Here is a 25,977-nt window from a genome sequence, read left to right on the forward strand (position 1 = left end):
CCCGCCATACAGCCATAACCACATCCTAAGGCGGGCGCCTTTACCAGCGCGGGGCCCCCTCGCAACCACTCAAGGAGGACGCCGTGGCGTATCAACTTAAGATAAATGGTCAACAGCTTCAGGCCGACGTCGACGCTGACACCCCGCTGCTGTGGGTCCTGAGGGACACCCTCGATATGAAGGGCACCAAGTTCGGCTGCGGCATGTCGCTGTGCGGCGCCTGCACCGTGCATCTTAACGGCAATCCCATCCGTAGCTGCGTGACCCCGGTGGCGGCGGTGGGCGATGGCGCTGTTACCACGGTGGAGGGCATCGGTGACGACGAGCTTGGCCAGCGCATTCAACGCACCTGGAAGAGCCTTGACGTGCCCCAGTGCGGCTATTGCCAGGCCGGGCAGATGATGAGTGCCCTCGCCCTGCTGCGCCAGCATCCCAAACCCACCGACGAACAAATCGACATCGGCATGGGCATGAACCTGTGCCGCTGCAGCACCTACCTTCGTATTCGCCAGGCCATCCACCAGGTAGCCGGTGAACTGGCGCCAGCAAAGGAGAGCGAAGATGCAGCCCATAGCTGAGCAAGGTTTGTCACGGCGCGCCTTTTTAAAGGCGGGGGCTGCCCTTGGCGGCGGCCTGATGGTAAGCCTCTACCTGCCGCCCCTGGCCGCCGCCGGCGCGCCGCAAAAAGCGGCCCTTAACGCTTATATCAGCATCACCCCGGATGGCATGGTCGAAATCATGTCGGTGGCGCCGGAGATAGGCCAAGGGATTAAAACCTCGCTGCCAATGATCATCGCCGATGAACTGGACGCCGACTGGGCCAAGGTCAAAGTGCAGCAAGCGCCATTGGCACCAGAGATTTACGGGCGCCAATCCGCCGGCGGCAGCCGCAGCATGCCCACCCATTTTGACGAGCACCGCCGTATCGGCGCCACCGCCAGGCAGATGCTCAAAGCCGCTGCCGCCAAGCGCTGGCAGGTACCGGTTGCGCAGTGCCATACCGAGCCAGGTGAGGTTGTCCACCAAGCCACGGGCCGCCGCCTGGGTTATGGCCAGTTAGCCAGTGACGCCGCCGCCATGGCGGTGCCAGAGAAGGTAGCTCTTAAAAAACCAGGGGAATTTCGCCTTATCGGCCAATTCACCCCTGGGGTAGACAACGACGACATCGTCAACGGCCGGCCGCTGTTTGGTATCGATGTCACCCTGCCCGGCATGCTCTACGCCGTTTACCAAAAGGGCCCGGTATTCGGGGCCAAAGTGAAAAGCGCCAACCTGGCCGAGTTGCGGCAAATGCCGGGGGTAAAAAAAGCCTTTGTTATTGAAGGAGACGGCGACTTTTATGGCCTGCAAGGCGGGGTAGCCATAGTGGCAAGCAGCTGGTGGCAAGCGCAAAAGGCCCGCCGCGCCCTCAAGGTTGAATGGCATCAAACCCCGGGAGACAACCAAAGCAGCAGCGACTTTGACCGCCAGGCCCAGGCGCTTTGGCAAAAGCCGCCGCAACAAGCCATTGCCCGGCAAGGCGATGTCGTCAAGGCGCTGCGCGAGGCCAGCCTGGTGGTTGAAGCCGATTATCAATATCCCTTCGTTGCCCACGGCCAGCTCGAGCCCATCAACTGCACCGCCCACTGGCAGGGCGGCAAACTGACCTTTTGGGCACCAACCCAAAACCCGGCCGGTGGCCGCCAGCAAGTGGCCAAGGTGCTGGGTATGGCCGAGAGCGACATCACAGTGAACGTGACCCGCATGGGGGGCGGTTTTGGCCGGCGCCTTTTTAACGACTACATGGCCGAAGCCGGCTGGATAGCCCGCGCCCTTGATGGTGCCCCGGTGAAATTGCTGTGGTCCCGCGAGGATGATTTTCAGCACGATTACTACCGCCCAGGCGGCTATCACCGCTTCAAGGCAGCCCTTAACCAGGCCGGAGAGCTAACAGCGCTGAGTGATCACTTTGTCAGCTTCGCCAGTCAAGGCCAGCCGCTGCTGGCCGCCAGCATGGGCGATAACCAGTTCCCGGCTGGTTTTGTCGATAACCTGCGCTATGACAGCTCTCTTATCGAGGCCCAGATCCCCACCGGCTGGCTGCGGGCACCGTCCAGTAACGCCCTGGCCTGGGTGTTTCAGTCCATCCTTGATGAGGCGGCCCATGCCGCCGGTAAAGATCCACTGGCTTTTCAAATGGCGCTGCTGGCGCGCCCGGCCAAGGGCAATACCAGCTTCAACGCCACGCGGATGCAAAGCGTGTTAAAGGCGGTTGCCGAGCGCAGTAGCTGGGGCCGTAAACCGGCTGAGGGCCGGGGCCTTGGGTTTGGCTGCTATTTCAGTCACGCCGGTTACTTTGCCGAAGTGGTGGAGGCCAGCGTTAGCGACGGCCAGGTGGTAGTGCACAAGGTGTGGGCGGTAGGAGACGTTGGCGAGTTTATCGTTAACCCCAGCGGCGCCATGCAGCAGGCTCAGGGCGCCATCATCGAGGGGCTAAGCCAGGCGCTTTACCAGCAGGTGCCGATTGAGGGGGGCGCGCAAGTGAGTAACTTCCATCAGCACCGGTTGATGAGCATGCCCCAGGTGCCAGAAATTGACGTGCATTTCCTGCCCTCAAGTTACCCTACCACCGGCCTGGGGGAGCCGGCGCTGCCGCCGGTGTTACCAGCCCTATGTAACGCCCTCTTTGCCGCCACCGGTAAACGCATCCGCCGCTTGCCCATCGACCCCGGGCAATTGAGCTAGTCCTCTGAAAAAGGCCGTCAATGACGGCCTTTTTTATACCAAGGTATTAACAGCACACCACTGGATATAACAATGCCCAACCCCACGTATGACAGACAACCAGGCTTACCCCTTATAGGATTGATTCAACACTGGATGTTAAGGGCTCCAGCGTTTTCAGAGACATTCTTTGCTGCTTGTCTCATCTGCCCCTGCGACGCCCCTCGGGTTGCCACGGACGTTGATTGGTTATCACTTATCCGCATTTCCATCAGGTCTTGGTCGTTTTCCATCTCGACGCCTGGCTTCTCCCCCGAGCCAGGTTTTTTTTGCCCAAAATTTGCCACCTCAAACCAAACGTCTCACTCATGGCGGCCATTTCCCGAAAAGCAATAAATGGCGTTTTTATGCCCCAGAGCCGAGTTCCGCACAAAGCACCCTGAATATGTGCCAAGCCGTTTTCTTTTTGAGCAATCCTTGTCTTTACTCAGTTGCGATGTGAAGGAACGGGCGCAGTAGGCGCAAGACCTGCCCGCCAACAATGACAACCTGTAAATCGCCCCGGATTTCCTAGACACTTTCCAGGCCAGTAAATGTCGCTTCTCAAACTCTACCTGTGACGACTGGTTGTTGAAGCCATGCTGGCGTTTTGCTTTGTAAAACATCTCGATATAGTCGAACACATCAGCGCGAGCGGCCTGACGGCGCTGCCCTCCCACATACACCCCGCTGACCGCCCCTGCGCAGCTCTACTGGTTTAGGCTGTGTGGGGCGCTGACTTTGCTCAAAATTTCCGCACGGCCCCTGATTTCACAAAAAAACTAAACGCCAGGAACGTTTGACAAATAATAATAAGGACCATTTACCTTGAATTCTACGTCTTCAATAGTTAAACCCAACAATTCATCCTTTTTTATCACAACGGATGTGTCAGAGTCATAGAGATTGTCTGATTTTATCAGATAGACATCCGTTCTTTCTTTTATGAATGAAATCTCATCCTTTAGCATGGTGAGAGCCTCTTCTCTATCTACACTCTCTGAGTCAACAATATCTGTTAGAATATCCCAGATACCGCTTTCTTCATGTGCCCCGGTAACAATTGCTTCTTTTACGCCACTCATAAATCTGGATTCCCATGCAGTGGAATTCTAACCTTTTCATTTCCCTGAGTGAGCTTTATATACGGCCCACCATGCATATCCTTACCGCCATCATAACCACGATTAATTTGAAAACTATTCCCCTTCCCATCGAAGTAACGGATGCCATTCCCATCCTTTAACGGCTTTTTAGTCCAGCCCATATCCAAATATTTCTTGTCAGCTATCCGCTCCACCTCCGAAAGCTTCGCTCCTCGAAGACTTCCTACATCGTCTAGTGAACGGATAACACCTTTAGCCCCTCTCATTCCCGCAACTTTCGCTACGCCTTTCTCTGTTAGACCCACAACCCCTTCAGCTAAGGCCCTGGCACCAGTGACAGCAATAACCCCATCTGTCGCGGCAGCTCCTTCGGAGCCGAAATAATTGCTCACTGGAGTAAACGGCTGCACAGGTTCAATAGGATCAACTATACCTGCTAGATCGGTAAAATTAAGAACAAGGTTTAATGCATCCACTCCCATATTAGCAACATTATTACCGACTCCAGAGAAAAATGACTGCCATATATCTCCAGTAGTTAGGTTATGAACAGGGATTATACTATTGGCGCTACCACCTGTTCCAACTCCCATGTTTTGCGCGATTTCTCCCTGCCCTTGCAAATCACTCGTTTGTTTAGGAAGTTGAGTTAGTCTCGAAGACTTTGGAGAGGCCCCATTGCTCACTGGCCCCTTTTTCTTACCTTGGGGGTCCTTACCGTCGGAGTTGATGTAAGCCACTTGGCAACCGGCAGCATCATGCCCTTTGACGTTGGTACCTGTTGAGCAATACCCCGTCGGATCAGTGCCTGCCAAGGGGTTATTCATCACATAGCTGTAGGGATTGATGCTCTGGGTGCTGGTGGGGCTTTGGATCAGCGGGTCCACACTTAAGAACCGGCCCAGGTTGTAGTCGTACACCCGGCCGTTCATATGAACTTGTCGAGATTAGGGCAACGCCACATTGTGAAAGACTCAAACAGGGTGATTTGCTTTAGAAACCTGCACAACTGCGCAAGATAAACCAGCACAGCCGTCCATCCTGTGCAGCACCGCCACTTGACGGCGCTGCCCTCGCCCGCACAGCCTGCTGGCCAGCCCTGCACACTTCTACGGGTTTAGGTGCGCAGTACGCTGGTGGCCCGGTTCATCAAAAACATCCACAAAGCCGGCGAGACTTCTATCCTGAATTACGTACAGTCATCGCTGATTGGTCTGCTCAAGACCATCCCCTGCACGAGCGTGGAGGGATTATGCCACCAAGGGGCAATCCTCTCTGCGCAGCGCTAATTGAGAATAGAGTTTTTCTTACTTTCATAAACTAGGCTTCCCATCAATTACGCTACATGCTCCATCATAAAGCGTAATTACATTCTTAGAAATCAAGGTAATATACTTGTGGGACCCGTCAACAAATCTATACTCGAAAGGAATGACAAATAAACTAATGATATATTCATCATTTAAACCAATTTCGTACTTCCTCACTAAGTCCAAACGAAAAGTGTATATCTTTCCAGGTGAAAATTTGAAAATACCTTTACCATTACTAATGGGATGAACAGGTTTCAGTCTGGCTTTCTCTATGGATGTAATCTCGCCTCTTCTTAACTTTGATTCACTTTCTTTGCTTAGCACGATGTATGAATTCCAAGAAAAATCTCCGTCTATTCCTAAAGCTCCATAGTCAAGGCTAATGTCAGAGTCATAATTATTAGTCAAAGAAATTGTTGGTTTATCACCATCACATCCCATTTCTACAGAGAATGGATATATTAAATCTTCGTCTGCCTTAATACCCAGTGAAATTGTAAGAAAGACAAAAATCATTCCTTTTTTAATCAATGAGCTCATTTATAATCCTCACCTTTTAAAGGTATAATCGTCACCTTTAATAGCATTAACGAATTGGTAAACATTTCTCTTGAGAACATCTCTAGAAACATTCTGAGACCTCCAATAAGGATAAGTTCCATCTCCCTCTCGCCCGATACGAGAGAGCTGCACTAGATTTTGCCGATTCACACCAAAATTACTAAAGCCATTCTGGTCATGATTAAGTCCAATTTTATGACCAACCTCATGCAACACTGTATAACCTATATTGTAATGTTCACTATGTCTAAAAAATGCGTCAGAAAGTCCAATCCCCTGAGAAGTTGACTCACCATAGTCGCCAGCGTTATCTGCAACTTTATAGCGATAAAAATAAGATCTGTTATCGAGAAGTCCATTCATAAAGGTAATTGCCCCCCTGAACTGCTCAATCAGGTCCTTAGCGGCCTCACCAAAGTCATCTCTACCATAACCGTACATGAATGCCAGTCTACTGTATCCGTCAGATTCAGGAGAAGACAATGCTTCTACTGTTGATTTCGCTTCACCTATATGGCGATTTAGTTTTTCCTGTATTACGCTCCAATCACTATCACTAACAGGTGACCTGAGTTTAGGATCACTTTCTCCCCCCTCTCCAAACTTCGCAGCTGAACCTTTCTCCGCGACTTGCTTTTGTCCACCTATTTCACTCGTTTGTTTAGGAAGTTGAGTTAGGCTCGAAGGCTTTGGAGAGGCCCCATTGCTCACTGGCCCCTTTTTCTTACCTTGGGGGTCCTTACCGTCGGAGTTGATGTAAGCCACTTGGCAACCGGCAGCATCATGCCCTTTGACGTTAGTACCTGTTGAGCAATACCCCGTCGGATCTGTGCCTGCCAAGGGGTTATTCATCACATAGCTATAAGGGTTGATGCTCTGGGTGCTGGTGGGACTTTGGATCATCGGATCTACGCTCAGGAAACGGCCCAGGTTGTAGTCGTACACCCGGCCGTTCATATGAACTTGTCGAGATTAGGGCAACGCCACATTGTGAAAGACTCAAACAGGGTGATTTGCTTTAGAAACCTGCACAACTGCGCAAGATAAACCAGCACAGCCGTCCATCCTGTGCAGCACCGTCACTTGACGGCGCTGCCCCCAACCACACAGCCTGCTGGCCACGCTTGCGCAGCTCAGCTGGTTTGAACTACGCAGGGTGCTGAAAATTAGCAATCAAGTAGATCGCTGATCTCTCTGCTGTAAGCTCAATGCCATTTTCAGTAATTCTTCGCTTGGATGGAATATAGAGTAATAGTCAGAATCTAACTTCTGCTTTAGCCAAATCACCAAGTCATCTTTCTCCTGAGGCGCATCGCTCCAGCCAAGAGCCTTTCCAAGATAGAAAATATTAATTATTCTTCTTTCGGAAAGGGCATTTGGCAATTCACCATCAACTTTAACTAACAAATTGACATAGAAACTATCACTCATATTATCTTGTTCGAAAGAAAGCGCTATACTATCCCCCTCAACCATGACACTCTCATGCATCCACTCTCCATATGTCTCACTGGAGACGCGTAGTTTATATTTAGCCACAAGCTCGCCAAACAATAACGTAATGAAATCGATAAGTTTGTAAGACATAGTCACTCCTTAAGCCTCGCTCCTACCCTTAAGCTATAACTTCTTTTCCTTGTTTCATCTCTTTCGAGTTTATAAAAATCACTTGGGTTTCTAATGCGGGTAGGGTCGTAACCTACATCATATATAATCATATCTCTATCCATAACGCTATTTATCCATTGACGGTTAAACTCAAGAGAACTGGGCATGTCATTTTTGGGAAGAAGCCCTTTAGGCCATACATCTGTTATCACTTCAACATTCATTCCCGAGCGCTTTAAAGCATTTACCATTACAGAGGCCCTTTTCTGAGTCTCTCCAATTACCGCAACGGGCATTTTATTTCTATTATCAAGATCCGAATCAATTCTCATTTTTCCAAGAGCTTCATCTTCACCTTCATTAAGGCTTTTTGAATATACCGCCGCAGCGATCGCAGCCCAAACAGGGTTAAAAGTCAGCACATTTTCCGCAGCTCCACTCGCAGCAGTTTCTGCTATCGCAGCGGTAGCTGAGGCGGCGCGACTAAGTGGAAGGGCTAAGGTGGTCGCTGCCAATGCATCTTTTTGATTTAAAGTACCTGAGCTGCTCCCTTCACTATTCTGTCCAGCTCCTCCCTGCTGCGCGATTTGCTTTTGTCCACCTATTTCATTCGTGGTGACCTGTGCTTTGGATAAGGCTGATACCGCTGAAGAGACCCCATTGGATATCACCTGGACCACAGCCTGCTGTTGCTTGCGCGTCCCTCCCGTGAGATGGATCTTAAGGGTGCCGCCATCCTGTGTCGTAGTTGCCTTCACATTGCTACAAATATGCGACCCTGTAGCAGCCGCGCAATATCCCGTCGGATCTGTGCCTGCCAGGGGGTTGTTCATCACATAGCTATAGGGATTGATGCTCTGGGTGCTGGTGGGGCTTTGGATCAGCGGGTCCACACTTAAGAACCGGCCCAGGTTGTAGTCGTACACCCGGCCGTTCATATGAACTTGTCGAGATTAGGGCAACGCCACATTGTGAAAGACTCAAACAGGGTGATTTGCTTTAGAAACCAGCTCAACTGCGCAAGATAAACCAGCACAGCCGTCCATTCCGTGCAGCACCGTCAGTTGACGGCGCTGCCCTCCCTCCCCCCCCTCGCTGGCCGCCCCTGCGCAGCTCTACTGGTGTGGGCTACATGGAGTGCTGGTGGAATTATCCATTTTTTGCAATAAACGGCAGAAGAAATTGTGGTATGGCATACTTTGTACGGACACAGATTAGAACGCGAAGGGTCAGCTGACTACGCTTTCAGCCAATAGTCCCCTGCAAGCCTAGCCCCCTCATTACTTGGGTTTATATAACTATCTTAGATATGCTTCTCCATTCATATGTTAGAACTGACTACAGGAAATCAATCTACGAACTAATGTTTTATCAGCCGCCCTATCCAATTCTAGCCAATAAAAGGACATTCTTTCTCTGACTTCAGTGTTATCGAAAAAGAACTTCCTTGCTCGATCTAGTTGAACGTCATTAATAATATCCAAGTCGCTGGCTTCTTCGATCGAACTTATCAACAACAATGAGAGTGCACTTTGTAACTCAAAATCTAAACCTTTAGACTCGAGAGCATTAAGGATCTCATCTATTTTTTTGGGATCGGCCAATTCAAATTCCCAATCTTGCTCTTTACCTGTGGCAGGAAGACCCAATAGTCGGTTGATAAAAATTTCGGCATTCGCAGTCGGACCATAAAACTCTCTAGACATAATCAAAGCTCCGGATACGCTGTTTTTACGCCTTTACCACTTGGTACAAGACGTATAGTCGATGCTGGGGAAAAGTACCATCAGGCATAATCATGCGAGCAGGAAACCCCTTTGGTGAAGGTACCGACATCGGCCCATTTTTTAATTTCACCAGATTATCTTGAATTAGTTTCGCTGCAGCTTGGTTATCTAAAAACTGCCCCATAGGCTTCCCGGATCCTGCAGCGCGTTTCATTAAAAACTCCGTCGCATCTTCTCCATGACTCGTAAATGTGTGACCGAACTTTGATTTGGACAGTATTATTACATTCCCAGCATCATCTGAGACTGCAGCCCCTCTCATTCCAGCAACTTTCGCTACGCCTTTCTCTGTTAGACCCACAACCCCTTCAGCTAAGGCCCTGGCACCAGTGACAGCAATAACCCCATCTGTCGCGGCAGCTCCTTCGGAGCCGAAATAATTGCTCACTGGAGTAAACGGCTGCACAGGTTCAATAGAATCAACTATACCTGCTAGATCTGTAAAATTAAGAACAAGGTTTAATGCATCCACTCCCATATTAGCAACATTATTACCGACTCCAGAGAAAAATGACTGCCATATATCTCCAGTAGTTAGGTGTCAGGTCCCGAACGATTGACTGGTCTTATCCGAAATAACGCGGGTGACTCTTGGTAATACGCTTTGAGCTTATCCAGCGGTGTCATATGACTCAACGCTTTCTGTGGAATGAATTGATTGTATAGCCGCTGGTAGCGCTCAAGGGTGGCCGCCAAATCCTCGGCTGATGCGAAACGGTTTTCTTTCAGCAACACGGCGATACGGCCATTGAAACGCTCAACCATGCCGTTGGTCTGCGGGTGGCGAGGTTTGATGAGGCGGTGCTCTATCTGTTGGTCGGCACACACTTGGTCAAACCCATGCTCGCCAGTGGGCTCCCGCTGGCCGGTGGCGCAGAAGCGGTCAGTGAACTCCTTGCCGTTGTCGGTCAGCACGATACGCACTTTGAAGGGGGCCTGGCGGGTAAGATGGCTCAGGAAGCGGCTGGCCGAAGCAGCGGTCTTGTCTTTCATAACCTCCAGGTACACCCAGCGGGTGGCCCGGTCAATGGCGACAAACAGGTATTTGCGGCGCGTTTCATCGGGCATCTGCGGCAGGTATTTCACGTCGACATGGACGTAGCCAGGTTCGTAGTCCTTGAACGACTTGGGGGATGACTTGGGCTCGGTGTCCGGCAGCAGCGCCTTGAGGTTGCCGACGCCGTTACGGCGCAAACAACGGTCCAGTGCCGACCGGGATAGCTCAGGGAAGATGAAGCGACGCACCACGGTCAGCAAGTCGTCGAGCGGCAAGAGCAGTGTCTTACGCAGCTCGACGATAAGCCATTCCTGTACCGGGTTGAGATGGGTTTGCAGGTTGTGGGCGGTGTGCGACCGGTCCTGCGCGCTATCGCGGTGCTTCCAGCGCCGGATGGTGGTTTCAGACACCCCCAGCTCCTTGGCCAAGGCCGCGACCGACTGGGTCGATTGTTGGATGTATTGTCGGACCTTGGGCGTGGTGGCCGCGTTAGCGTGCAATTTGATGTTCAACGAGCTGTTCCCTGAGTTGGTCAATAAAGCGTTCTAACCATCGGCATGATTTAAGCAGACGATGGCTACGGTTTTCTAACCAATCATCAGGGACCCAGCAGTTATATAAGAGCAAATCCGTTTACTCACTTTTATTCATCCTAGTTAAGTTGCAGCACTCGTCTGGCTGAGTAAGTTTAAAGAGACCGCATAAAGCCCACGAAAGGTGTAACGCATAAGTTACATTTAAGATAATAACTTCACTAGCATTATTTCGAATTAAGCCAGTTAATTGGATCGCTCAGGGGCATTGTTTCCTAAATCCGACAAGGAAACGCAGGCCCTTAAAGGGTTGGCCGCCCTTTAAGGGCCTGGCGAACTGGCATACCTAAGGTCAGCATTTTGTTCATGACCTTAACCCCGGCCAAAGCCTCTACCACTTGGCCATTGAAGTCGCGCAGATCCAGCTTCGGACTGATGAGCTGCTTGTATCGCGACATGGCTGTTTCCGTTTTTAAGCGTTGGTAATAGCCGCTTTCCCTTTCCCTTTCCTACTCGGCCAGTTGCTCGGCTTTCAGCGTCGCCACAGCCTCGTTCCTCGGATGCCCTTCCTCCCAGAGCCCAGCTGTTTTGCGGGGCGGGATACTGGCTTTGGCGCCTTTTTTTTGCAGCTGCCGCTGGCAGGCTTTGCTGTCGTAAACCCCGTCGGCGCTGACTTGTTCGATACGGCGGCGCAGTGGATTGAGCAGTCCGGGCAGTACCTCGCTATAACCGACGTTTTCTAGGCTGACTTCGGCGGCGATAGCCTCATGGGTCTGCGCATCTGCGGCCCGGTGGTGATATCAATCACCAGGTGGGCAACGGGGCCCTTGCTAGGCAGGCGATAGTGAATCTTGACCGTCTTGGCACGTTTGCTGATGCAGCTGTAACTGGGCAAGGTCAGCGGTAGCTCCATCAATTGGAACCGGGGAAAAGATCAGAGGCACTGCAAAAGTGCTTCGGCTCAGGCATTAACTCTGGGCTGCCAACAAGGTTTGATACAGTCCTTCTTGGCGAGCCAACTCATCATGGGAGCCTGCTTGCCCAATTTTACCGTCGTCCAATACGTAGATGACATCAGCGTGGCGAAGACTACTCAGGCGATGGCTGATCATCAGCACGGTACGTCCTTCTAAAAGCGGGGCCATATTGGCCAGCAAACGTTGCTCGGTCACCGCATCAAGAGCTGACATAGCTTCGTCCAAAATCACCATCGGTGCCGGGCTCAGCATCATACGTGCCAGCATCAATCTTTGACGCTGCCCTCCCGACAATCGGATCCCGCCACGGCCAACCTGGGTATTCAGCCCCTGCGCCATAGCAGCCACCAGTTCTTCTAACTCAGCCAGCTTTAACACCTGCCACAGTTGATTGTCAGCAACTGCTGGCCCCCCGGCGGTTAGATTGTCGCGGATAGATGCGTTGAAAAACACCGGTTGCTGGACCAATGTCACGGCTTGTTCCCGCAGAGAATGGCGGCCGATATCCTCAATGGGTGCCCCATCCAGAAGGATGTGCCCCCCTTGATGGGGGTAAAGACCCAGAATGAGGTTAACCAAGGTTGACTTCCCTCCTCCGGAAAGAGCCACCAGACCAATTTTTTGCCCCGGTTCTAAGGTCATGGAAACTCGGTCAAGCACCTTGGTCTGTCCAGGGTAAGCAAACGACAGCTCCTCTAGACGAATGTGCATGGGTCCGGAGCGGCCCGCCATACCGGCCTCTTCATCTTCAACCGGCATCGCCATGATTTCATTAAGCCTCGCTCTGGCAGCCTCAGCCTGGTGATAGGCATACTGCATGCCCAGTAGCTCCTGAAGCGGCGTCATCATGAACCAAAGATAGGCAAAAACGGCAAACATCTGACCGATACTGAGGTCGGAAAACAGCACTGTCAGCATTGCCAAGGTACGGAAAATATCAAAGCCTATCATGTATACCGCATGGGTCAGTTGGTATACCGCTTCACTCTTCCATCGCGCATCGGTGGCTCGCCGCCGCAATTGCCTAATAAGCCAAACCACTCGAGGGAAGAACCCCCTTTCCTGACGGTTGGCCTTTATTTGCACAACGGCGTCCAGCGTTTCAACCATCCCCTGCTGCATATCTTCAAAGGCTTGGTTTTCCTGCTGTTTAAGTGCACCAACCTGCTTACCCAACATGCGGGCCAAGATGATCATGGCCGGATTGAGCAACAATAAGACCAGCGCTAATTGCCAATGAATACAGAGTAAAATAGCCAATACACCAGCCAGGGTCAGCACATTGATAACCAGCCGGGAAAGGGCTGGCCCAATGAAATGATCCAAAGTCTCTACATCCATCGTCAGCCGAGAAGAAACCGCTGCCGTTCCCAGGTTTTCATAAGCTGACAGCTCAGCACGAGACAATTGCCTAACCAGCCGTACCCGTAATTGGCTTGATACCGCTTTAGCTATCCGGCTGAATAAGTTGGTCTGACAGACATCCGCGGCAAGACCGATAAGGCGCATCACCACCACCACAGCCAACAACACCAGAATAATAAAAACAGGGCTCAGCAGGTTTGCCGGGAAAAGTTTACCAAGTAATGCACTGACCCAACCTGGCTTATGTAGCAGCACTTCATCCACCAGCACCGGCATCATCAGCGGCAAAGGCACACTCAACAAGACAGACAGCAAGGCAAAACCATGTGCTGCTATCAAGGTGCGACGGTGTCTTAGCAGTTGTCTGCCAATGTCATGCCAGCTGAGCATGGTTGTGTTCCGTCTTGGCTGAGAGAGTCAACGTAAAAGATGGGGGAGCCAATGCCGCCTGGGCAAGAGGGCGCTCGCCTGAGTATTCGCAGGAGAGATGGTAATTTCCCAAAATGATATCCAGAAGCTCGGAAACCAACTCCAGAGTCAAATTGGATGCCACGCACTTATGTTCCCCCCACCCAAAGGCAAGTAAACGCTGGCGATTGCTATTATCCTGCCAGCGCTCCGGTAAGAAGCGGTCGGCGTCAGGCCAGTGCTTGGGGTTTCGTTGAACAGAGTAGGGGCATGCGATCACCACGCTGTTGTTGCTGACCTTATGGCCCGAAGGCAATTGATGGTCCTTTGCAGGCATCCTGGCCAGATTCCAGGCCACAGGCCAAAGTCGCAGCGCCTCAAGCACTAGCCACTGGGAAGGAAGTTTAGCTTTTTCGGGGGCTTCGCTGACCAGATGCAGACACCAGCTCAGGCAAAAACCCAGAGAACCGGTAGTGGCAAAAAGAAAAGACAGAAAAATATCTGCAAGTTCGGTATCGCTGATCCCGTGGTCCGCAGCTCCAACTAAAGCGGACATTACATCCTGACACTCCACCAGTCCTCGGCGTCGCGCGCGGATCTCCTTTTTTAACAGCCGATAGTTGCGCTGGCGATATAGCCAGCGACGCCAGCCTCCGTGCTCAAGCCGTTTGCCGGATAGCACTGAGCGATGAACGATTTCATCAAGACAATTTTTTAGGGTTTTATCACCCCGAGCATCCAACAATGCCGGCTCGAAAAGTGAGAACATAAACAAGTTGGAGATATCCGGCCAACTGTGCCGTCCCTGTAACTGCTCCTTGACCCTTTCTGGTAGCAGCCGCCTTGTTGCATTAAGGTGCTGTTGAAGAAACTTTACAGCTCCTCTGGCCATGTCCACCTGACGGCTGCGCGGCTGTAACAAGCCTCGACTGGTAAAAAAGAAATCAGAGTGAGGGTGATAATTTTCATCTTTGTTGGCCAGCACGGCCTTAGCATCGTCTAGGTCGGTCAGGTAATAATTTTGTTCAGGAAATTCAATAATGTCACTTCCGGCATCCAGTCCCAGGTCCAGAAAATGATAAGGGTCTTTAAAAAGGGCATCTGAAGGTTCAAATTTCACGGCTATTGACTCTCCGTCCTAGGGACCACCTTTCCTTTGAAATCCATCGGAGTCGGTAAGGCCGTCATCACAATATGGGGGCGACTTCGTTCATCAACCTCAATAGAAAAATCCTTGGTTAATAGGTATCCGAGCAGCAACATCTGCACCGTACCCAACTGTGCCCCTACACAATGCTTGGGCGCCCAGCCAAAAGGCACATAAGTACCAGATACCAATTGTTGGCGCTCAAGCCACCGCTCTGGTTTAAAGATGTCAGGATCCGGCCAGTATTGAGGATTACGATGAATAAAGTAGGGGCTCATAATCACACTGGCATCTAAAGACATCTGCTGGCCAGCGACATCCAAAGCCTTACGGGCATTTCGAAAAACAACAGGTACATTCCACATACGCAGGACTTCACGAACAAAGGCCATCAAATCACTTGAAACTGTCATGGGAGACTGACAGAAGTCGTCAATACTGACCCCATCCAATTGCTCACGAATACGCACCATCCATTCAGGACGACGAGAAAGTTCGAAGGCCAAGCACCCAAGAGCTGCCCCGGGAGGACCGTTAACGGCGGTGTGTACCGTTACCATGGCGTCTACCGCTCTATCCATTCCCAGCCGCGGCAAAAGTTGTACAACGGTTTGCAATAAATCTGGCCGCTGCTCTTCTTTACTGCGTCGCTTAATTGCTCGGCGAAACACAGAAGCCGCGCGCATACTGCGCCAAGCCATCAGCCAGCGTTGGCGAGCAGACACAGACGTTTTTTCTGCCAGTAAAAATGATAACTTATTCTTTTGGTCGGCTTCGATAAGTTGACGTTCTTCGCCAGAGAGATCATTTACTAGTGAGGGTAATAAGCTGCCAACCGTCATCCATTGAATAAGATCAGAAAAGTCAGTTTCGGCCTCCAAAGACGCCACTTCCCAGAAATGGCTCATCCTCTCATACAGCTCTTTCAAGGCAGGCGCCGTGTTCTGATTTTTCAGCACATCTATCCAACCCGATCGGATCTCTTGCCAGCTCACCACTGATGAGCTACGCCTGCGTAAAATATCGATAAGCCGATCAGGTAAAGTCAGGTCTTGATAGTTTTTTTGACTAAACTCTTTGGCCGCCGTAGCTGAGAAAATACAATGTGTATTAGGCCCAAGCGAGAAATTTTCGTCACCGCTATGACAGCGTTTCTTTAATGCAGTTATATCTTCATTTTCTTTTGGCAGCGTCATAAGTAATGCTCAGTAAAAGGATAAAATGGGCGCCAAATCAATTGGCACCCATTGGCTTCTTAAACCATGCTATTACATGTGATGATAAAGCATCCAAAACCAGCTAGGGTTTTTGCTATAGCACACGGCTTGATTACGCAGACCGAGGGTGCGCATTACAGCGTTTTTCATTTTCTTCATAACGAACGTCTCCATGTATGATAAGAAAGTACCTACAATCCAACGGTACCGATTCACTCTATCTCAACCATTTAATTTGTCCAACAATAAAATCTTGCAAAACAAAAAATAAAATTGAGTTAGAATTAGGAATAAAACACCCACTTCACAATTAGCAAGTGTTAACTAAATTAGAAATCTAAAGCCTATCAGCACAATAATATAAAACTACCACCAACACTCATTGTCAGAGTAAAACCTTGGTAAAAATAGATGGTCATGAGTATCTCTGTCGTTCAGGCAGCAGTATTTAGTTTTTATCATGCTACTACTTACATGTGATGGTACATCACCCAACGCCAGCTATTGGGATAGCCTCGACCACCACAACCTAATGCACTAGAACGCAGGCCAAGCTTACGCAGAACGGCATTCTTCATTTTCTTCATCGTTAACATCTCCATGTTATTGCTTAATAAAATAAGCACCGACTTCAAAACAAGTGCCAGTTCACGCTACCCCCTAAAACCGAGCTATTCAACAGTAAAAAAATACAGGTACTACAAAAATGTTACCTCGGTCAAAAATAAGAATTAACTGATGTAACATCAGCTCCCTCCTTACTTTGCAAAAAGCCCTATTTAACTGGCGTTGATGGCGGATAGATACGAACAAGGCTTAGCTTTAACTGCCAACAAAAAAGCCGGCTTACGCCGGCCTTTTTTGTGAGATGAGAGGTTACTCGTCTTCGTCTTCTTCTTCGTAGTCTTCGTCGACTTCTTCACCGAAGTAGGTGCCCCAGCCGTCGTAGTCGACGCCGAAGCGGTCGGCGAGCTTCATCAGGGTGTCGGTGTCTTCGTTGAGTTCTTCGAGCACCAGCGGGCCTTCGCGGACGGCGTCGAAGCAGAACAGGATATTGCGCCCTTCGCGCATTTCTTCGGCATCGGTAACGTCAAAGCCCAGTTTGAACACCTCTACCGCCAGCTTCTCCAATTTGTCGAAATTGGCGCAGGCAAAGTGGTGTTCCACCACGAATTCGTCATTCAGATCGGCACCGTCTTCAATGAGGGTATCGACAATATCCTGGTTGTCCTGATGTTGGGCTTCCAGGCGGGCGGCAAGGGACATAACGACCTCCAATAGCAAGTGGCGATAGCCTAGCACGAAATGGTGTTGTTACTCGCTGCCCTTTTGGGCCACGGCGCCATTGAGTTCGCCAAGGGTCTGGCTCATCAGTTGGTAGCAGCGCTCGGTCAGTTCCCGGGCATCACTTTTATTCAGATTTTGGGTCTCGATGACAGGCAGGTAACGCACCACCACCTCGCCGTTATTCCACTTGTTCAGGCGAATATTATCGAGGCTCGATACGGCGATGGGCACAATGGGTACGCCAGCGGCGATGGCGGTGTGAAAGGCGCCGGTTTTAAAGGGCAGCAGGCCGCGGCCATAGCTGCGGGTGCCTTCAGGGAACAGCCATACCGACAGATGCTCTTCGCGGATGCGCTTGGCGGTCTGGTCGATGGTGCCTTTGGCCTTGGAGCTGTTCTTGCGGTCAATGAGGATATTGCCGGTCAGCCAGTAAAGGGGGCCGAAAAAGGGGATCCACACCAGGCTTTTTTTACCCACGGTAACGGTGCCGGGGCGCACCGCTTTGGAGGCGGTAAACAGATCCCAGGTACTTTGGTGGTTACCGATGAAAACGGCGTTGCCCTTGGGCAGATGCTCACTTCCTTCCACCTTGATTTTGATGCCCAGCATCGGCGCAAAAGACGCAAACAGGTGTGAAAAGCGGTAAACGTGGTTGGCATGGAAGGGCCGGAGCAGGCAGAACAGTGAGCCCAGCACACAAACCAGCAGGAAGAAAACGGCCAACAACAGCAGACGTAACAAGGCGAGCATGGCGATACCTGTTTATAGAGCGGCTGGCATTATAACGGCTGCGCCCGGTAGCGCACCTCCGATCAGCGAACAATTGTTCACTTAATCAATAAGGGCTTGAGCCGGCCTATTACTTCGTCGACGCCGATACCGGCCATCAGGTGGTCGCCCTTGGCCCGTTGGCCCCAGGGCAGCTCGGTCCAGGGCTTGGCGGTTTGGGCAAGGATATTGGCGTCGTAGCGATTCACCACCAGTTTTTGGTGGTTGTAAGGGCCGGTGCGCCGGGGGTTAGAGTGGGCATAGAGCCCCACTGTGGGCACCTTCTGGCTAGACGCCATATGGGTTGGGCCAGTGTCGGGGGCCAGTACCGCACTGGCGCGCCCTAAAATCGCCCACAAGGTTTTAAGGTCGGTCTGGCCGGTGAGGTTGACCAGCTTCTCGCTGGCTTCTTCCTCTATGGCTTTGCCTAGGGCCAGCTCAGCCGGCGCCGGGCCGCCACAAAGCAGCACCCGAATGCCCTCGCCCACCGCCCAGTCGGCCACCGCCGCGTAACGCTCGGCTAGCCAGGCCCGCTGGGGCTTGGAGGCGCTGTGGCAAATCACCAGGGTCTTTTTGCCGTCGGGAATGAGTTCCTTGGCCTTTTCCAGCGCCTGCTGCGGCACCGGCAATTGCCAGTTGGGCCTGGGGTCGTCAATGCCGAGGTAACGGGCAAATTCGAGGAAGTTATCCAGTACATGGTACCCCTCGGGCCTGGCGATGCTTTCGCGGGTAAAAAGCCACTGGCCTTCCCCGGCGCGGCTGCGGTCAAAACCGATGCGCCGCTCGGCCTTGATACCGGTGCTGAGCAAGGAAGCGCGCAGGGCAATTTGCATGTGCAGCAAGGCGTCAAAACGGCGGCCTTTAAGCTGCTGCCATACCGCCTTCATGCCTTTGAAACCGGCCTTTTTGTCAAATACCACCAGCTCCACACCATCAAGACCCGCCATCAACTGCGCTTCTGCCTTACCCAATACCCAGGTAATGGCGCACTCGGGCCAACGGGCTTTAAGCACATTGACCAGGGCCAGGGCATGGCAGACATCACCGATAGCGGAAAGGCGCAGGATACAGACGGATTTCATGGGGGCTCCCTAAAGACGCGGCCATTATGCAGGGCTAAATTGCTGATGTACAATGGCCGCCTGCGTTTTTGAGGGCCTTTATGGACAGCCAACACCAGCTCTGGAGCCGCCGCCATTTTCTGCTGCACGACAGGGCGCTGATGCCCCTGGCCGGGCCCGACGAATTCTCCCCCAAATACTGGCAGGACCGAGACGCCGTCACCGGCACCTCCAATGGCCGCGGCACTACCTACTTTGTTCGCCAAGACCAGCAAAACTGGGTGCTGCGCCACTACCGCCGTGGCGGCATGGTGGGCAAGCTGGTCAAAGACAGCTACCTCTACACCGGTATCGAGCGCACCCGCCCGGTGGCCGAATTTCGGCTGCTGGCCAAGCTCCACCAAATGGGGCTGCCGGTACCCAAACCGGTGGCGGCCCATGTGGAGCGCCTTGGTATCCGTTATCGCGGCGACATCCTTATCGAGCAAATACCTGGCGCCCGGGATTTAGTGGCCTGGCTCAAAGAAAAGGCGCTCTCAGCTCAGCAGTGGCAAGCCGTCGGTGCGCTGGTGCGCCGCTTTCACGATGCCGGGGTCTATCATGCTGACCTCAACGCCCACAACATCCTGATGGCAGAAGATGGCCAGCTGTGGCTTATCGATTTTGATCGCGGCACCTGCCGGGCCGATGGGGTCTGGAAGGAAGACAACCTGGCAAGGCTGCTGCGCTCCTTTAACAAAGAGCAAGGCAAGCTGCCCGGCTTTCACTGGCAAGCCCAGCAAGACTGGCAGGCCCTGATGGCCGGTTACGAAAAAGGCGCCTGACGGCGCCTTTTTTTTACTCTTCTTCCGAACCCTGCGGCTCGCTCTGGCTGCTGCCAGGGGCGCTCACTTGTACCTCGTCTACCCGTTGCAGGCCACGGGGCAGCTTGGCGCCGCGGCGGCCTCGCTCACCCAGGTAGTGCTCGAGATCGTCGGGCTTGAGGGTCAGCTTGCGCTTGCCGGCATAGGCCACCAGGCTGTCGCCGGGGCGCAGCACGGTCAGCTGGCGCACCACTTCTTCGCGGCTGGCGGCCCGGGCCGAGGGAATGGAGATGATCTTATTGCCCTTGCCCTTGGCCAGCGCCGGTAAATCGGCCAGCGGGAACAGCAACATCCGCCCCTCGTTGGTGATAGCCAAGACCCTGGCATCTTCGGCAGCCTTGCCGATGGCCACCGGCGGCAGCAACTTGGCGCCGGTGGGCAGGCTCACCAGTGCCTTACCGGCTTTTTGGCGACTGACCATGTCGCTGAATTTGCAGACAAAACCGTAACCAGCGTCGGAGGCCATCAAGAACAGGTCGTTATCCTCGCCCAGCAACACCTGGTCGAAGGTCTCCCCTGCCACCGGGTTAAAGCGGGTGGTCAGCGGCTCGCCCTGAGAACGGGCCGACGGCAGCGCAAAGGCGTCGCAGGCAAAGCTGCGCCCGGAGCTGTCGATAAACACTACCGGCTGGTTGCTCTTGCCGCGCGCCGCCGCCTTGAAGCCGTCGCCGGATTTGTAACTTAAATTCTCGGGCTCGATGTCGTGGCCCTTGGCGGTGCGGGCCCAGCCATTGGTGGAGAGCACCACGGTCACCGCTTCGGTGGGCATCAGCTCTTTTTCGCTAAGGGCCTTGGCTTCGCTGCGCACCACCAGTGGTGAGCGGCGGTCGTCACCGTAGGTTTTGGCGTCCGCTTCCAGTTCTTTCTTGATAAGGGCCTTGAGTGCCTTTTCAGAGCCCAGCAGGCGGTTCAGCTCGTCACGCTCTTTGGCCAGCTCATCCTGCTCGCCGCGGATTTTCATCTCTTCGAGCTTGGCCAAGTGGCGCAGTTTCAGCTCAAGGATGGCTTCGGCCTGGGTAGCGGAGAGGCCAAAGCGGGTCATCAGCGCCGGCTTTGGCTGGTCTTCGGTGCGGATGATGTGAATGACGTCATCGATATTGAGAAAGGCAATCAACAGGCCGGCCAGCACATGCAGGCGGGCTTCCACTTTGTCAAGGCGATATTGCAGGCGGCGGGTTACCACCCCGGTGCGATATTGCAGCCATTCGCCCAGCATCACATTGAGCGGTTTGACCTGGGGCCGGCCATCGAGGCCGATGACGTTGAGGTTGACCCGGTAGCTCTTCTCAAGGTCGGTGGTGGCAAAAAGGTGCGCCATCACCGCGTCCAAATCGACCCGGTTGGACTTGGGCACGATCACCAGCCGCACCGGGTTTTCGTGGTCGGACTCATCGCGAAGGTCGGCCACCATCGGCAGCTTCTTGGCCTGCATCTGGGCAGCGATTTGTTCCAAAATTTTGCCGGAGCTGGCCTGGTGCGGCAGCGCCGTGACCACCACTTCGCCGTCGGCCACTTCATACTTGGCGCGCATCTTCACGCTGCCACGGCCGGTCTCGTAGAGTTTTTTAAGGTCATCGCCGGGGGTGATTATCTCAGCCTCGGTGGGGTAATCAGGCCCCGGCACGAAACTCATCAGCTCTTCTACGGTGGCCTTGGGGTGGGCCAGCAGGTGCACACAGGCCGCCGTCAGCTCCCGCGCGTTATGGGGCGGAATATCGGTCGCCATGCCCACGGCAATGCCGGTGGTGCCGTTGATCAGCACATGAGGCAGGCGCGCCGGCAACACCGCCGGCTCGTCCAGGGTGCCGTCGAAGTTGGGTACCCAGTCCACCGTGCCCTGCCCCAGCTCAGACAGCAGCACCTCGGAGAATTTCGCCAGCCGCGATTCGGTGTAACGCATGGCGGCGAAGGATTTGGGGTCGTCCGGCGCCCCCCAGTTACCCTGGCCGTCTACCAGCGGGTAGCGGTAGGAAAAGGGCTGAGCCATCAGCACCATGGCTTCGTAGCAGGCGCTGTCGCCGTGGGGGTGGTATTTACCCAGCACGTCACCGACGGTACGGGCCGATTTCTTGTACTTGGCGGCCGCGCTCAGGCCCAGCTCGCTCATGGCATAGACGATGCGGCGCTGCACCGGCTTGAGGCCGTCACCCAGGTGCGGCAAGGCGCGGTCCTGGATAACGTACATGGAATAGTTCAAATAGGCCGATTCGGTGAAGCGGCGCAGGGGCATGCGTTCGATGCCGTCGAGACTCGCTGCGATGTCATCCATGGGCTTATCCGGTTATATTAATCAATAGGTTACGCTACGGCCATGTCGGGCCAGAGCACGTCTGCCGCCTGGGGCTTGCCGAACAGGTAGCCCTGCATGAAGCTGACCTGCAGGATATCCAGCAGCTCGGCCACTTCTTCGTCTTCGACAAATTCGGCAATGGTGCGGTAGCCAAAATGGCTGGCGATCTCCACCAGGGCGCGCACGAAAATGGAGTCGGCATCCTGGCTGGCAAGGCCGCGAATAAAGGAGCCGTCAATCTTGATGAAATCCACCGGCAGGGTCTTGAGGGTATGAAAGGACGAGTACCCTACCCCGAAGTCGTCCAGCGCAAAATGGCAACCAATGGCCTTGAGCTGCTGGATGGAACGGCGCGCCTGTTCGAGGTTGGTTAGCGCCGCCGTTTCGGTGATCTCGATAATCAGCTTGTGCGCCAGCTGCGACTTTTGCTGCAGTTCTTCGGCTATCTGGGCCATGGCGTCCAGCTCCCCAAAGGTCTTGGGCGAGAGGTTGACCGAGAACCGCACCCGGTCATCGACCGGCAGCCTTTCCATCAATGCCAGCAGGCTTCTAAAGACCCATAAGTCCAGCTCGGCGGTGCGGCCGGTCTGCTCGGCGGCGCGGATAAAATCCACCGGCGACACCCAGGCGCCGTCCCGGTCACGGGTGCGCAGCAAGGTCTCAAAATGGGCCACATCGCGGGTTTCGGTGTCAACGATGGGCTGGAAGTACAAACACAGGTTACTGGCGTTGATACCGTGCTTGGACTTTTCCAGCCAGTAAAGGTGGCGGCCAAGCTCTTGCTCGCTGCCCTGGCCGGTAGCCCGCACAAAGCGGTTCTTACCCAGCTCCTTGGCCTTGTACATGGCCACGTCCACCCGGGCCATCACTTCTTCGAGGTCGTCGCCGTCTTGTGGCAGCCGCGCCACACCAATGGAAACCGACGGCGAGTGCAGCTGGCCACCGCCGCTCACCCGCACTTCACGAAGGGCGCGAAACAGCTTGGCCAGCAGCGCTTCTTCACCGGCCTCAGAGAGCCCCGGAATAAGCACCGCAAACTCGTCGCCACCCACCCGGCACACACTGGCACTCTCAGGCATCAGTTGTTGTAGCACCTTAGCTACTCGCACCAAGAGGCGGTCGCCCACTTTATGGCCGGCCACGTCGTTGACGAATTTAAAGTCGTCGAGATCCATAAACAGCAGGGTCATCACCCGACGGCTTTTCAGATAGCCCTGCAGTTCGTTCTCAAAGCGGCGCCGGTTCATCAGGTTGGTGAGCACATCGTGGCTGGCCAGCCATTCCAGTTCGTCGGCGCGGCGCTGTAGCTGGCTTTCCATGTTCTCAAGCTGCAACGACATCTCTTCGAGGCGCTGGGCCAGCAAGGTGGGCTCGTCCAGCAGCTTTTGCTGGCGGCCGATGGCGCGCAGGCGAATACGAAAACCTTCGTAGGCACCGCGCGCCAAGAGCGGCAGGGCATCACTGATGGCGCTAAGCCGCTCCAAGGGGCGGCTTAGCAGCAAGTAAAAGAGCCCCAAACACACCAGCAACCCCAATAGGCCGGGGACAAGTGAGGTCAGCAGCGCCTGGTCTTTTTCGCCAAGAAGGGATTGGGCATCCAGCACTCCCAGCAACGTCAGATCGCCACTTTTTAGCATCGGGATATACCAATACCCACTCACATCACAAACCGCATGGCCAAGGCATTGGTGGCTAAGACGGGGCTTGATGTCAGCCGTGCTTTGCAGCACGGCCACACTGCCTTGGTCTTTGACCACCATCAGCGGCAGGTTGACCTGCTGGCTAAGGGCTCTTAAAGACAGTCGGCGCTCGCCGCTTTGCACCCGGCAGCCGTCGGCGCAATTTAAAGTAGCGTTGGCGTATTGCTGGCGGTCAAGGCGGTAGAGCACATCGCTCTGGGTGTACTGGCCGGCCATGTCGCGAATTTTGCCATAGAGGTTATCGAGGCTGCGCTGATGCACCGCCACAAAGCCGGCAAAAATAAGCACCAGCATGCAGAACACCGGCACCAGCAGCTGCCAGCGCAGGCTTAACATGGCACCTTGTGGTTTCACGCCAGCTCCGCCTGGTGGCCGTTGGCTTCGAGCCACTCTTTGCGATCGCCAGAGCGCTTCTTGGCCAGCAGCATGTCCATCAAGGCCAGGGTTTGTTCGGCGTCATCCACGGTCAGCTGCACCAAGCGGCGGGTGGCAGGGTCCATGGTGGTTTCGCGCAGTTGCAGCGGGTTCATCTCACCCAAGCCCTTAAAGCGGGTGACCTGCGGCTTACCGCGCCGGCCTTCACCGCTCAGGCGGTCGAGCACACCTTGCTTTTCTTGCTCATCAAGGGCGTAGAACACATCTTTGCCCAAGTCGATACGAAACAGCGGCGGCATGGCTACATAGACATGGCCGTTATCCACCAGCGGCCTAAAGTGGCGCAGGAACAGCGCGCACAGCAAGGTGGCAATGTGCAGGCCGTCAGAGTCGGCATCGGCGAGAATGCAGACCTTGCCGTAGCGAAGCCCGTCCATCGCCGCAGAATCCGGGTCCATGCCGATGGCCACCGAGATGTCGTGCACTTCCTGGCTGGCAAGGATCTCCCCGGAGTCCACTTCCCAGGTGTTGAGGATTTTACCGCGAAGCGGCATCACCGCCTGAAAATCCCGGTCGCGGGCCTGCTTGGCGCTGCCGCCGGCCGAGTCCCCTTCCACCAAAAATAGCTCGGTGCGGGCCGGATCGTCGCTGGTGCAATCGGTGAGTTTGCCCGGCAGGGCCGGGCCTGAGGTGACCTTCTTACGGGCCACCTTCTTGGCGCTGCGGGTACGGCGCTGAGCATTGGAGATAAAGTGCTCGGCCAGCATCTCCGCCACTTCGGTGTTGGAGTTCAGCCACAGGCTGAAGCTGTCCTTGACCACCCCGGACACAAAACTGGCGCACTGGCGCGAGGACAAGCGCTCTTTGGTCTGGCCGGCGAACTGCGGGTCCTGCATCTTGACGCTAAGCACGAAGGCGCAGCGCTCCCAGACATCTTCCGGGGTTAATTTCAGGCCACGGGGCAAAAGGTTACGAAATTCGCAAAACTCGCGCATGGCCTCCAGCAGCCCCTGACGCAAGCCATTAACGTGGGTACCGCCCTGGGCGGTGGGGATGAGGTTAACGTAGGATTCCTGGGTCAGCTCGCCGCCTTCATGCAGCCACAATACCGCCCAGTCCACCGCTTCGGTAGTCGCCGCCAGGCTGCCCACAAAAGGCGCCTCGGGGAGTTTGGGCCATTCGGCCACGGCGTCACTCAAGTAATCTTCCAGGCCCCGCTCGAAATGCCATTCAACGCTTTCTTTGTTGACCCTGTCGTCGAACTTGATGGTCAGTCCCGGGCACAGTACCGCCTTGGCTTTGAGAATGTGCTTGAGGCGATTGACCGAAAAGCGGGGCGAGTCAAAATAGCTGGTATCAGGCCAAAAACGCACCCGGGTGCCGGTGTTGCGCTTGCCGACGGTGCCCACCACGGTCAAGTCTTCGACTTTGGCGCCGTGTTCAAAAGCGATGGTGTATTCCTGGCCGTCGCGCTTGATGGCCACTTCCACCCGGCTGGACAGCGCGTTAACCACCGAAATGCCCACCCCGTGCAAACCGCCGGAGAACTGGTAGTTCTTGCTGGAAAACTTACCGCCAGCATGGAGTTTACAGAGGATCAGCTCCACCCCCGGCACGCCTTTTTCCGGGTGGATATCCACCGGCATACCGCGGCCGTCGTCGATGACCTCCAAAGACTGGTCTTCGTGCAGTATCACCTCCACCTTGCTGGCGTGCCCGGCCAGGGCTTCGTCGACGGAGTTGTCGATAACTTCCTGACCAAGGTGGTTGGGCCTGGTGGTGTCGGTGTACATGCCGGGGCGGCGTTTTACCGGTTCCAGGCCTTCGAGGACTTCCAGATCTTGTGAGGTGTACTGATTGCTCATGACAGGG

At 54.0% G+C, this 25,977-nt stretch carries 21 protein-coding genes and 2 pseudogenes; 3 read left to right on the top strand and 20 right to left on the bottom strand.

What is annotated here, in order from left to right:
- Nucleotides 1–83 precede the first annotated feature (83 nt).
- Together EDC28_RS07085 and EDC28_RS07090 are read left to right on the top strand one after the other, a co-directional pair.
- Nucleotides 84–578: a (2Fe-2S)-binding protein gene (locus tag EDC28_RS07085; protein WP_123421108.1), complete on the top strand. Its 495-nt coding sequence runs from the start codon at nt 84–86 to the stop codon at nt 576–578.
- On the top strand, nt 562–2,724 hold the full coding sequence (locus EDC28_RS07090) for a xanthine dehydrogenase family protein molybdopterin-binding subunit (RefSeq protein ID WP_123421109.1): 2,163 nt from the start codon (nt 562–564) through the stop codon (nt 2,722–2,724). The genes EDC28_RS07085 and EDC28_RS07090 overlap by 17 nt, the downstream gene beginning before the upstream one ends.
- Before the next feature lie 566 nt (nt 2,725–3,290).
- Here EDC28_RS07090 and EDC28_RS07095 read toward each other — a convergent pair.
- The 17 genes and pseudogenes from EDC28_RS07095 to EDC28_RS07180 form a co-directional block, all read right to left on the bottom strand.
- A pseudogene (locus tag EDC28_RS07095) lies at nt 3,291–3,407 on the bottom strand (IS3 family transposase); the annotation flags it as partial.
- A gap of 117 nt (nt 3,408–3,524) precedes the next feature.
- Nucleotides 3,525–3,827 (bottom strand): hypothetical protein, encoded by a 303-nt coding sequence (locus tag EDC28_RS07100; RefSeq protein WP_123421110.1) that lies wholly within the window; start codon nt 3,825–3,827, stop codon nt 3,525–3,527.
- Nucleotides 3,824–4,780, bottom strand: coding sequence for an RHS repeat-associated core domain-containing protein (locus tag EDC28_RS20290; RefSeq protein ID WP_280530827.1), 957 nt, complete (start codon nt 4,778–4,780; stop codon nt 3,824–3,826). The genes EDC28_RS07100 and EDC28_RS20290 overlap by 4 nt, the downstream gene beginning before the upstream one ends.
- Nucleotides 4,781–5,161: 381 nt before the next feature.
- A complete protein-coding gene (locus EDC28_RS07110) occupies nt 5,162–5,701 on the bottom strand; it encodes a hypothetical protein (protein WP_123421111.1) in 540 nt (179 codons plus the stop codon).
- A gap of 9 nt (nt 5,702–5,710) precedes the next feature.
- Nucleotides 5,711–6,679, bottom strand: coding sequence for an RHS repeat-associated core domain-containing protein (locus EDC28_RS20295; protein ID WP_280530828.1), 969 nt, complete (start codon nt 6,677–6,679; stop codon nt 5,711–5,713).
- 216 nt (nt 6,680–6,895) lie between these two features.
- Entirely contained in the window at nt 6,896–7,309 is a 414-nt protein-coding gene (locus tag EDC28_RS07120) for a hypothetical protein (protein ID WP_123421112.1), read from the bottom strand.
- Nucleotides 7,310–7,311: 2 nt separating this feature from the next.
- On the bottom strand, nt 7,312–8,268 hold the full coding sequence (locus EDC28_RS20300; RefSeq protein ID WP_280530829.1) for an RHS repeat-associated core domain-containing protein: 957 nt from the start codon (nt 8,266–8,268) through the stop codon (nt 7,312–7,314).
- A gap of 390 nt (nt 8,269–8,658) precedes the next feature.
- A complete protein-coding gene (locus tag EDC28_RS07130) occupies nt 8,659–9,036 on the bottom strand; it encodes a hypothetical protein (RefSeq protein ID WP_123421113.1) in 378 nt (125 codons plus the stop codon).
- A gap of 25 nt (nt 9,037–9,061) precedes the next feature.
- Nucleotides 9,062–9,595, bottom strand: coding sequence for a hypothetical protein (locus EDC28_RS07135; RefSeq protein ID WP_123421114.1), 534 nt, complete (start codon nt 9,593–9,595; stop codon nt 9,062–9,064).
- 56 nt (nt 9,596–9,651) lie between these two features.
- On the bottom strand, nt 9,652–10,626 hold the full coding sequence (locus tag EDC28_RS07140) for an IS481 family transposase (RefSeq protein WP_123421115.1): 975 nt from the start codon (nt 10,624–10,626) through the stop codon (nt 9,652–9,654).
- Between the two features lie 323 nt (nt 10,627–10,949).
- Nucleotides 10,950–11,569: pseudogene (locus tag EDC28_RS20305) on the bottom strand (transposase); the annotation flags it as partial.
- A gap of 46 nt (nt 11,570–11,615) precedes the next feature.
- Complete coding sequence (locus EDC28_RS07155; RefSeq protein ID WP_123421117.1) at nt 11,616–13,379, bottom strand: ABC transporter ATP-binding protein; 1,764 nt, start codon at nt 13,377–13,379, stop codon at nt 11,616–11,618.
- Nucleotides 13,363–14,517, bottom strand: a complete 1,155-nt coding sequence (locus EDC28_RS07160; protein WP_123421118.1) for a cytochrome P450 — start codon at nt 14,515–14,517, stop codon at nt 13,363–13,365. Before EDC28_RS07160 ends, EDC28_RS07155 begins: the two co-directional genes overlap by 17 nt.
- Before the next feature lie 2 nt (nt 14,518–14,519).
- Nucleotides 14,520–15,740 carry a cytochrome P450 gene (locus tag EDC28_RS07165; protein ID WP_123421119.1) on the bottom strand — a complete coding sequence of 407 codons (1,221 nt, stop codon included), beginning with the start codon at nt 15,738–15,740 and terminating at the stop codon, nt 14,520–14,522.
- A gap of 897 nt (nt 15,741–16,637) precedes the next feature.
- Nucleotides 16,638–17,027: a ribonuclease E inhibitor RraB gene (rraB, locus tag EDC28_RS07170; RefSeq protein WP_123421120.1), complete on the bottom strand. Its 390-nt coding sequence runs from the start codon at nt 17,025–17,027 to the stop codon at nt 16,638–16,640.
- Nucleotides 17,028–17,075: 48 nt separating this feature from the next.
- Nucleotides 17,076–17,798, bottom strand: a complete 723-nt coding sequence (locus EDC28_RS07175; RefSeq protein ID WP_123421121.1) for a 1-acylglycerol-3-phosphate O-acyltransferase — start codon at nt 17,796–17,798, stop codon at nt 17,076–17,078.
- A 77-nt stretch (nt 17,799–17,875) separates the two neighbouring features.
- On the bottom strand, nt 17,876–18,898 hold the full coding sequence (locus EDC28_RS07180) for a glycosyltransferase family 9 protein (RefSeq protein WP_123421122.1): 1,023 nt from the start codon (nt 18,896–18,898) through the stop codon (nt 17,876–17,878).
- An 80-nt stretch (nt 18,899–18,978) separates the two neighbouring features.
- On the opposite strand from EDC28_RS07180, the gene EDC28_RS07185 reads away from it, so the two are divergent.
- Entirely contained in the window at nt 18,979–19,701 is a 723-nt protein-coding gene (locus EDC28_RS07185; protein WP_123421123.1) for a 3-deoxy-D-manno-octulosonic acid kinase, read from the top strand.
- A 13-nt stretch (nt 19,702–19,714) separates the two neighbouring features.
- Here the strand turns inward: EDC28_RS07185 and parC are convergent, their stop codons facing one another.
- The 3 genes from parC to parE are packed head-to-tail and all read right to left on the bottom strand — an operon-like array spanning nt 19,715 to nt 25,970.
- Entirely contained in the window at nt 19,715–22,009 is a 2,295-nt protein-coding gene (gene parC, locus EDC28_RS07190; RefSeq protein ID WP_123421124.1) for a DNA topoisomerase IV subunit A, read from the bottom strand.
- A gap of 29 nt (nt 22,010–22,038) precedes the next feature.
- Nucleotides 22,039–24,084 carry a putative bifunctional diguanylate cyclase/phosphodiesterase gene (locus EDC28_RS07195; protein WP_123421125.1) on the bottom strand — a complete coding sequence of 682 codons (2,046 nt, stop codon included), beginning with the start codon at nt 24,082–24,084 and terminating at the stop codon, nt 22,039–22,041.
- The gene (gene parE / locus EDC28_RS07200; protein ID WP_050657168.1) at nt 24,081–25,970 is read right to left on the bottom strand and encodes a DNA topoisomerase IV subunit B; all 1,890 of its coding nucleotides are present in this window, start codon (nt 25,968–25,970) and stop codon (nt 24,081–24,083) included. Before parE ends, EDC28_RS07195 begins: the two co-directional genes overlap by 4 nt.
- Nucleotides 25,971–25,977 lie beyond the last annotated feature (7 nt).

It is taken from the genome of Gallaecimonas pentaromativorans, assembly GCF_003751625.1.
Lineage (GTDB): Bacteria > Pseudomonadota > Gammaproteobacteria > Enterobacterales > Gallaecimonadaceae > Gallaecimonas > Gallaecimonas pentaromativorans.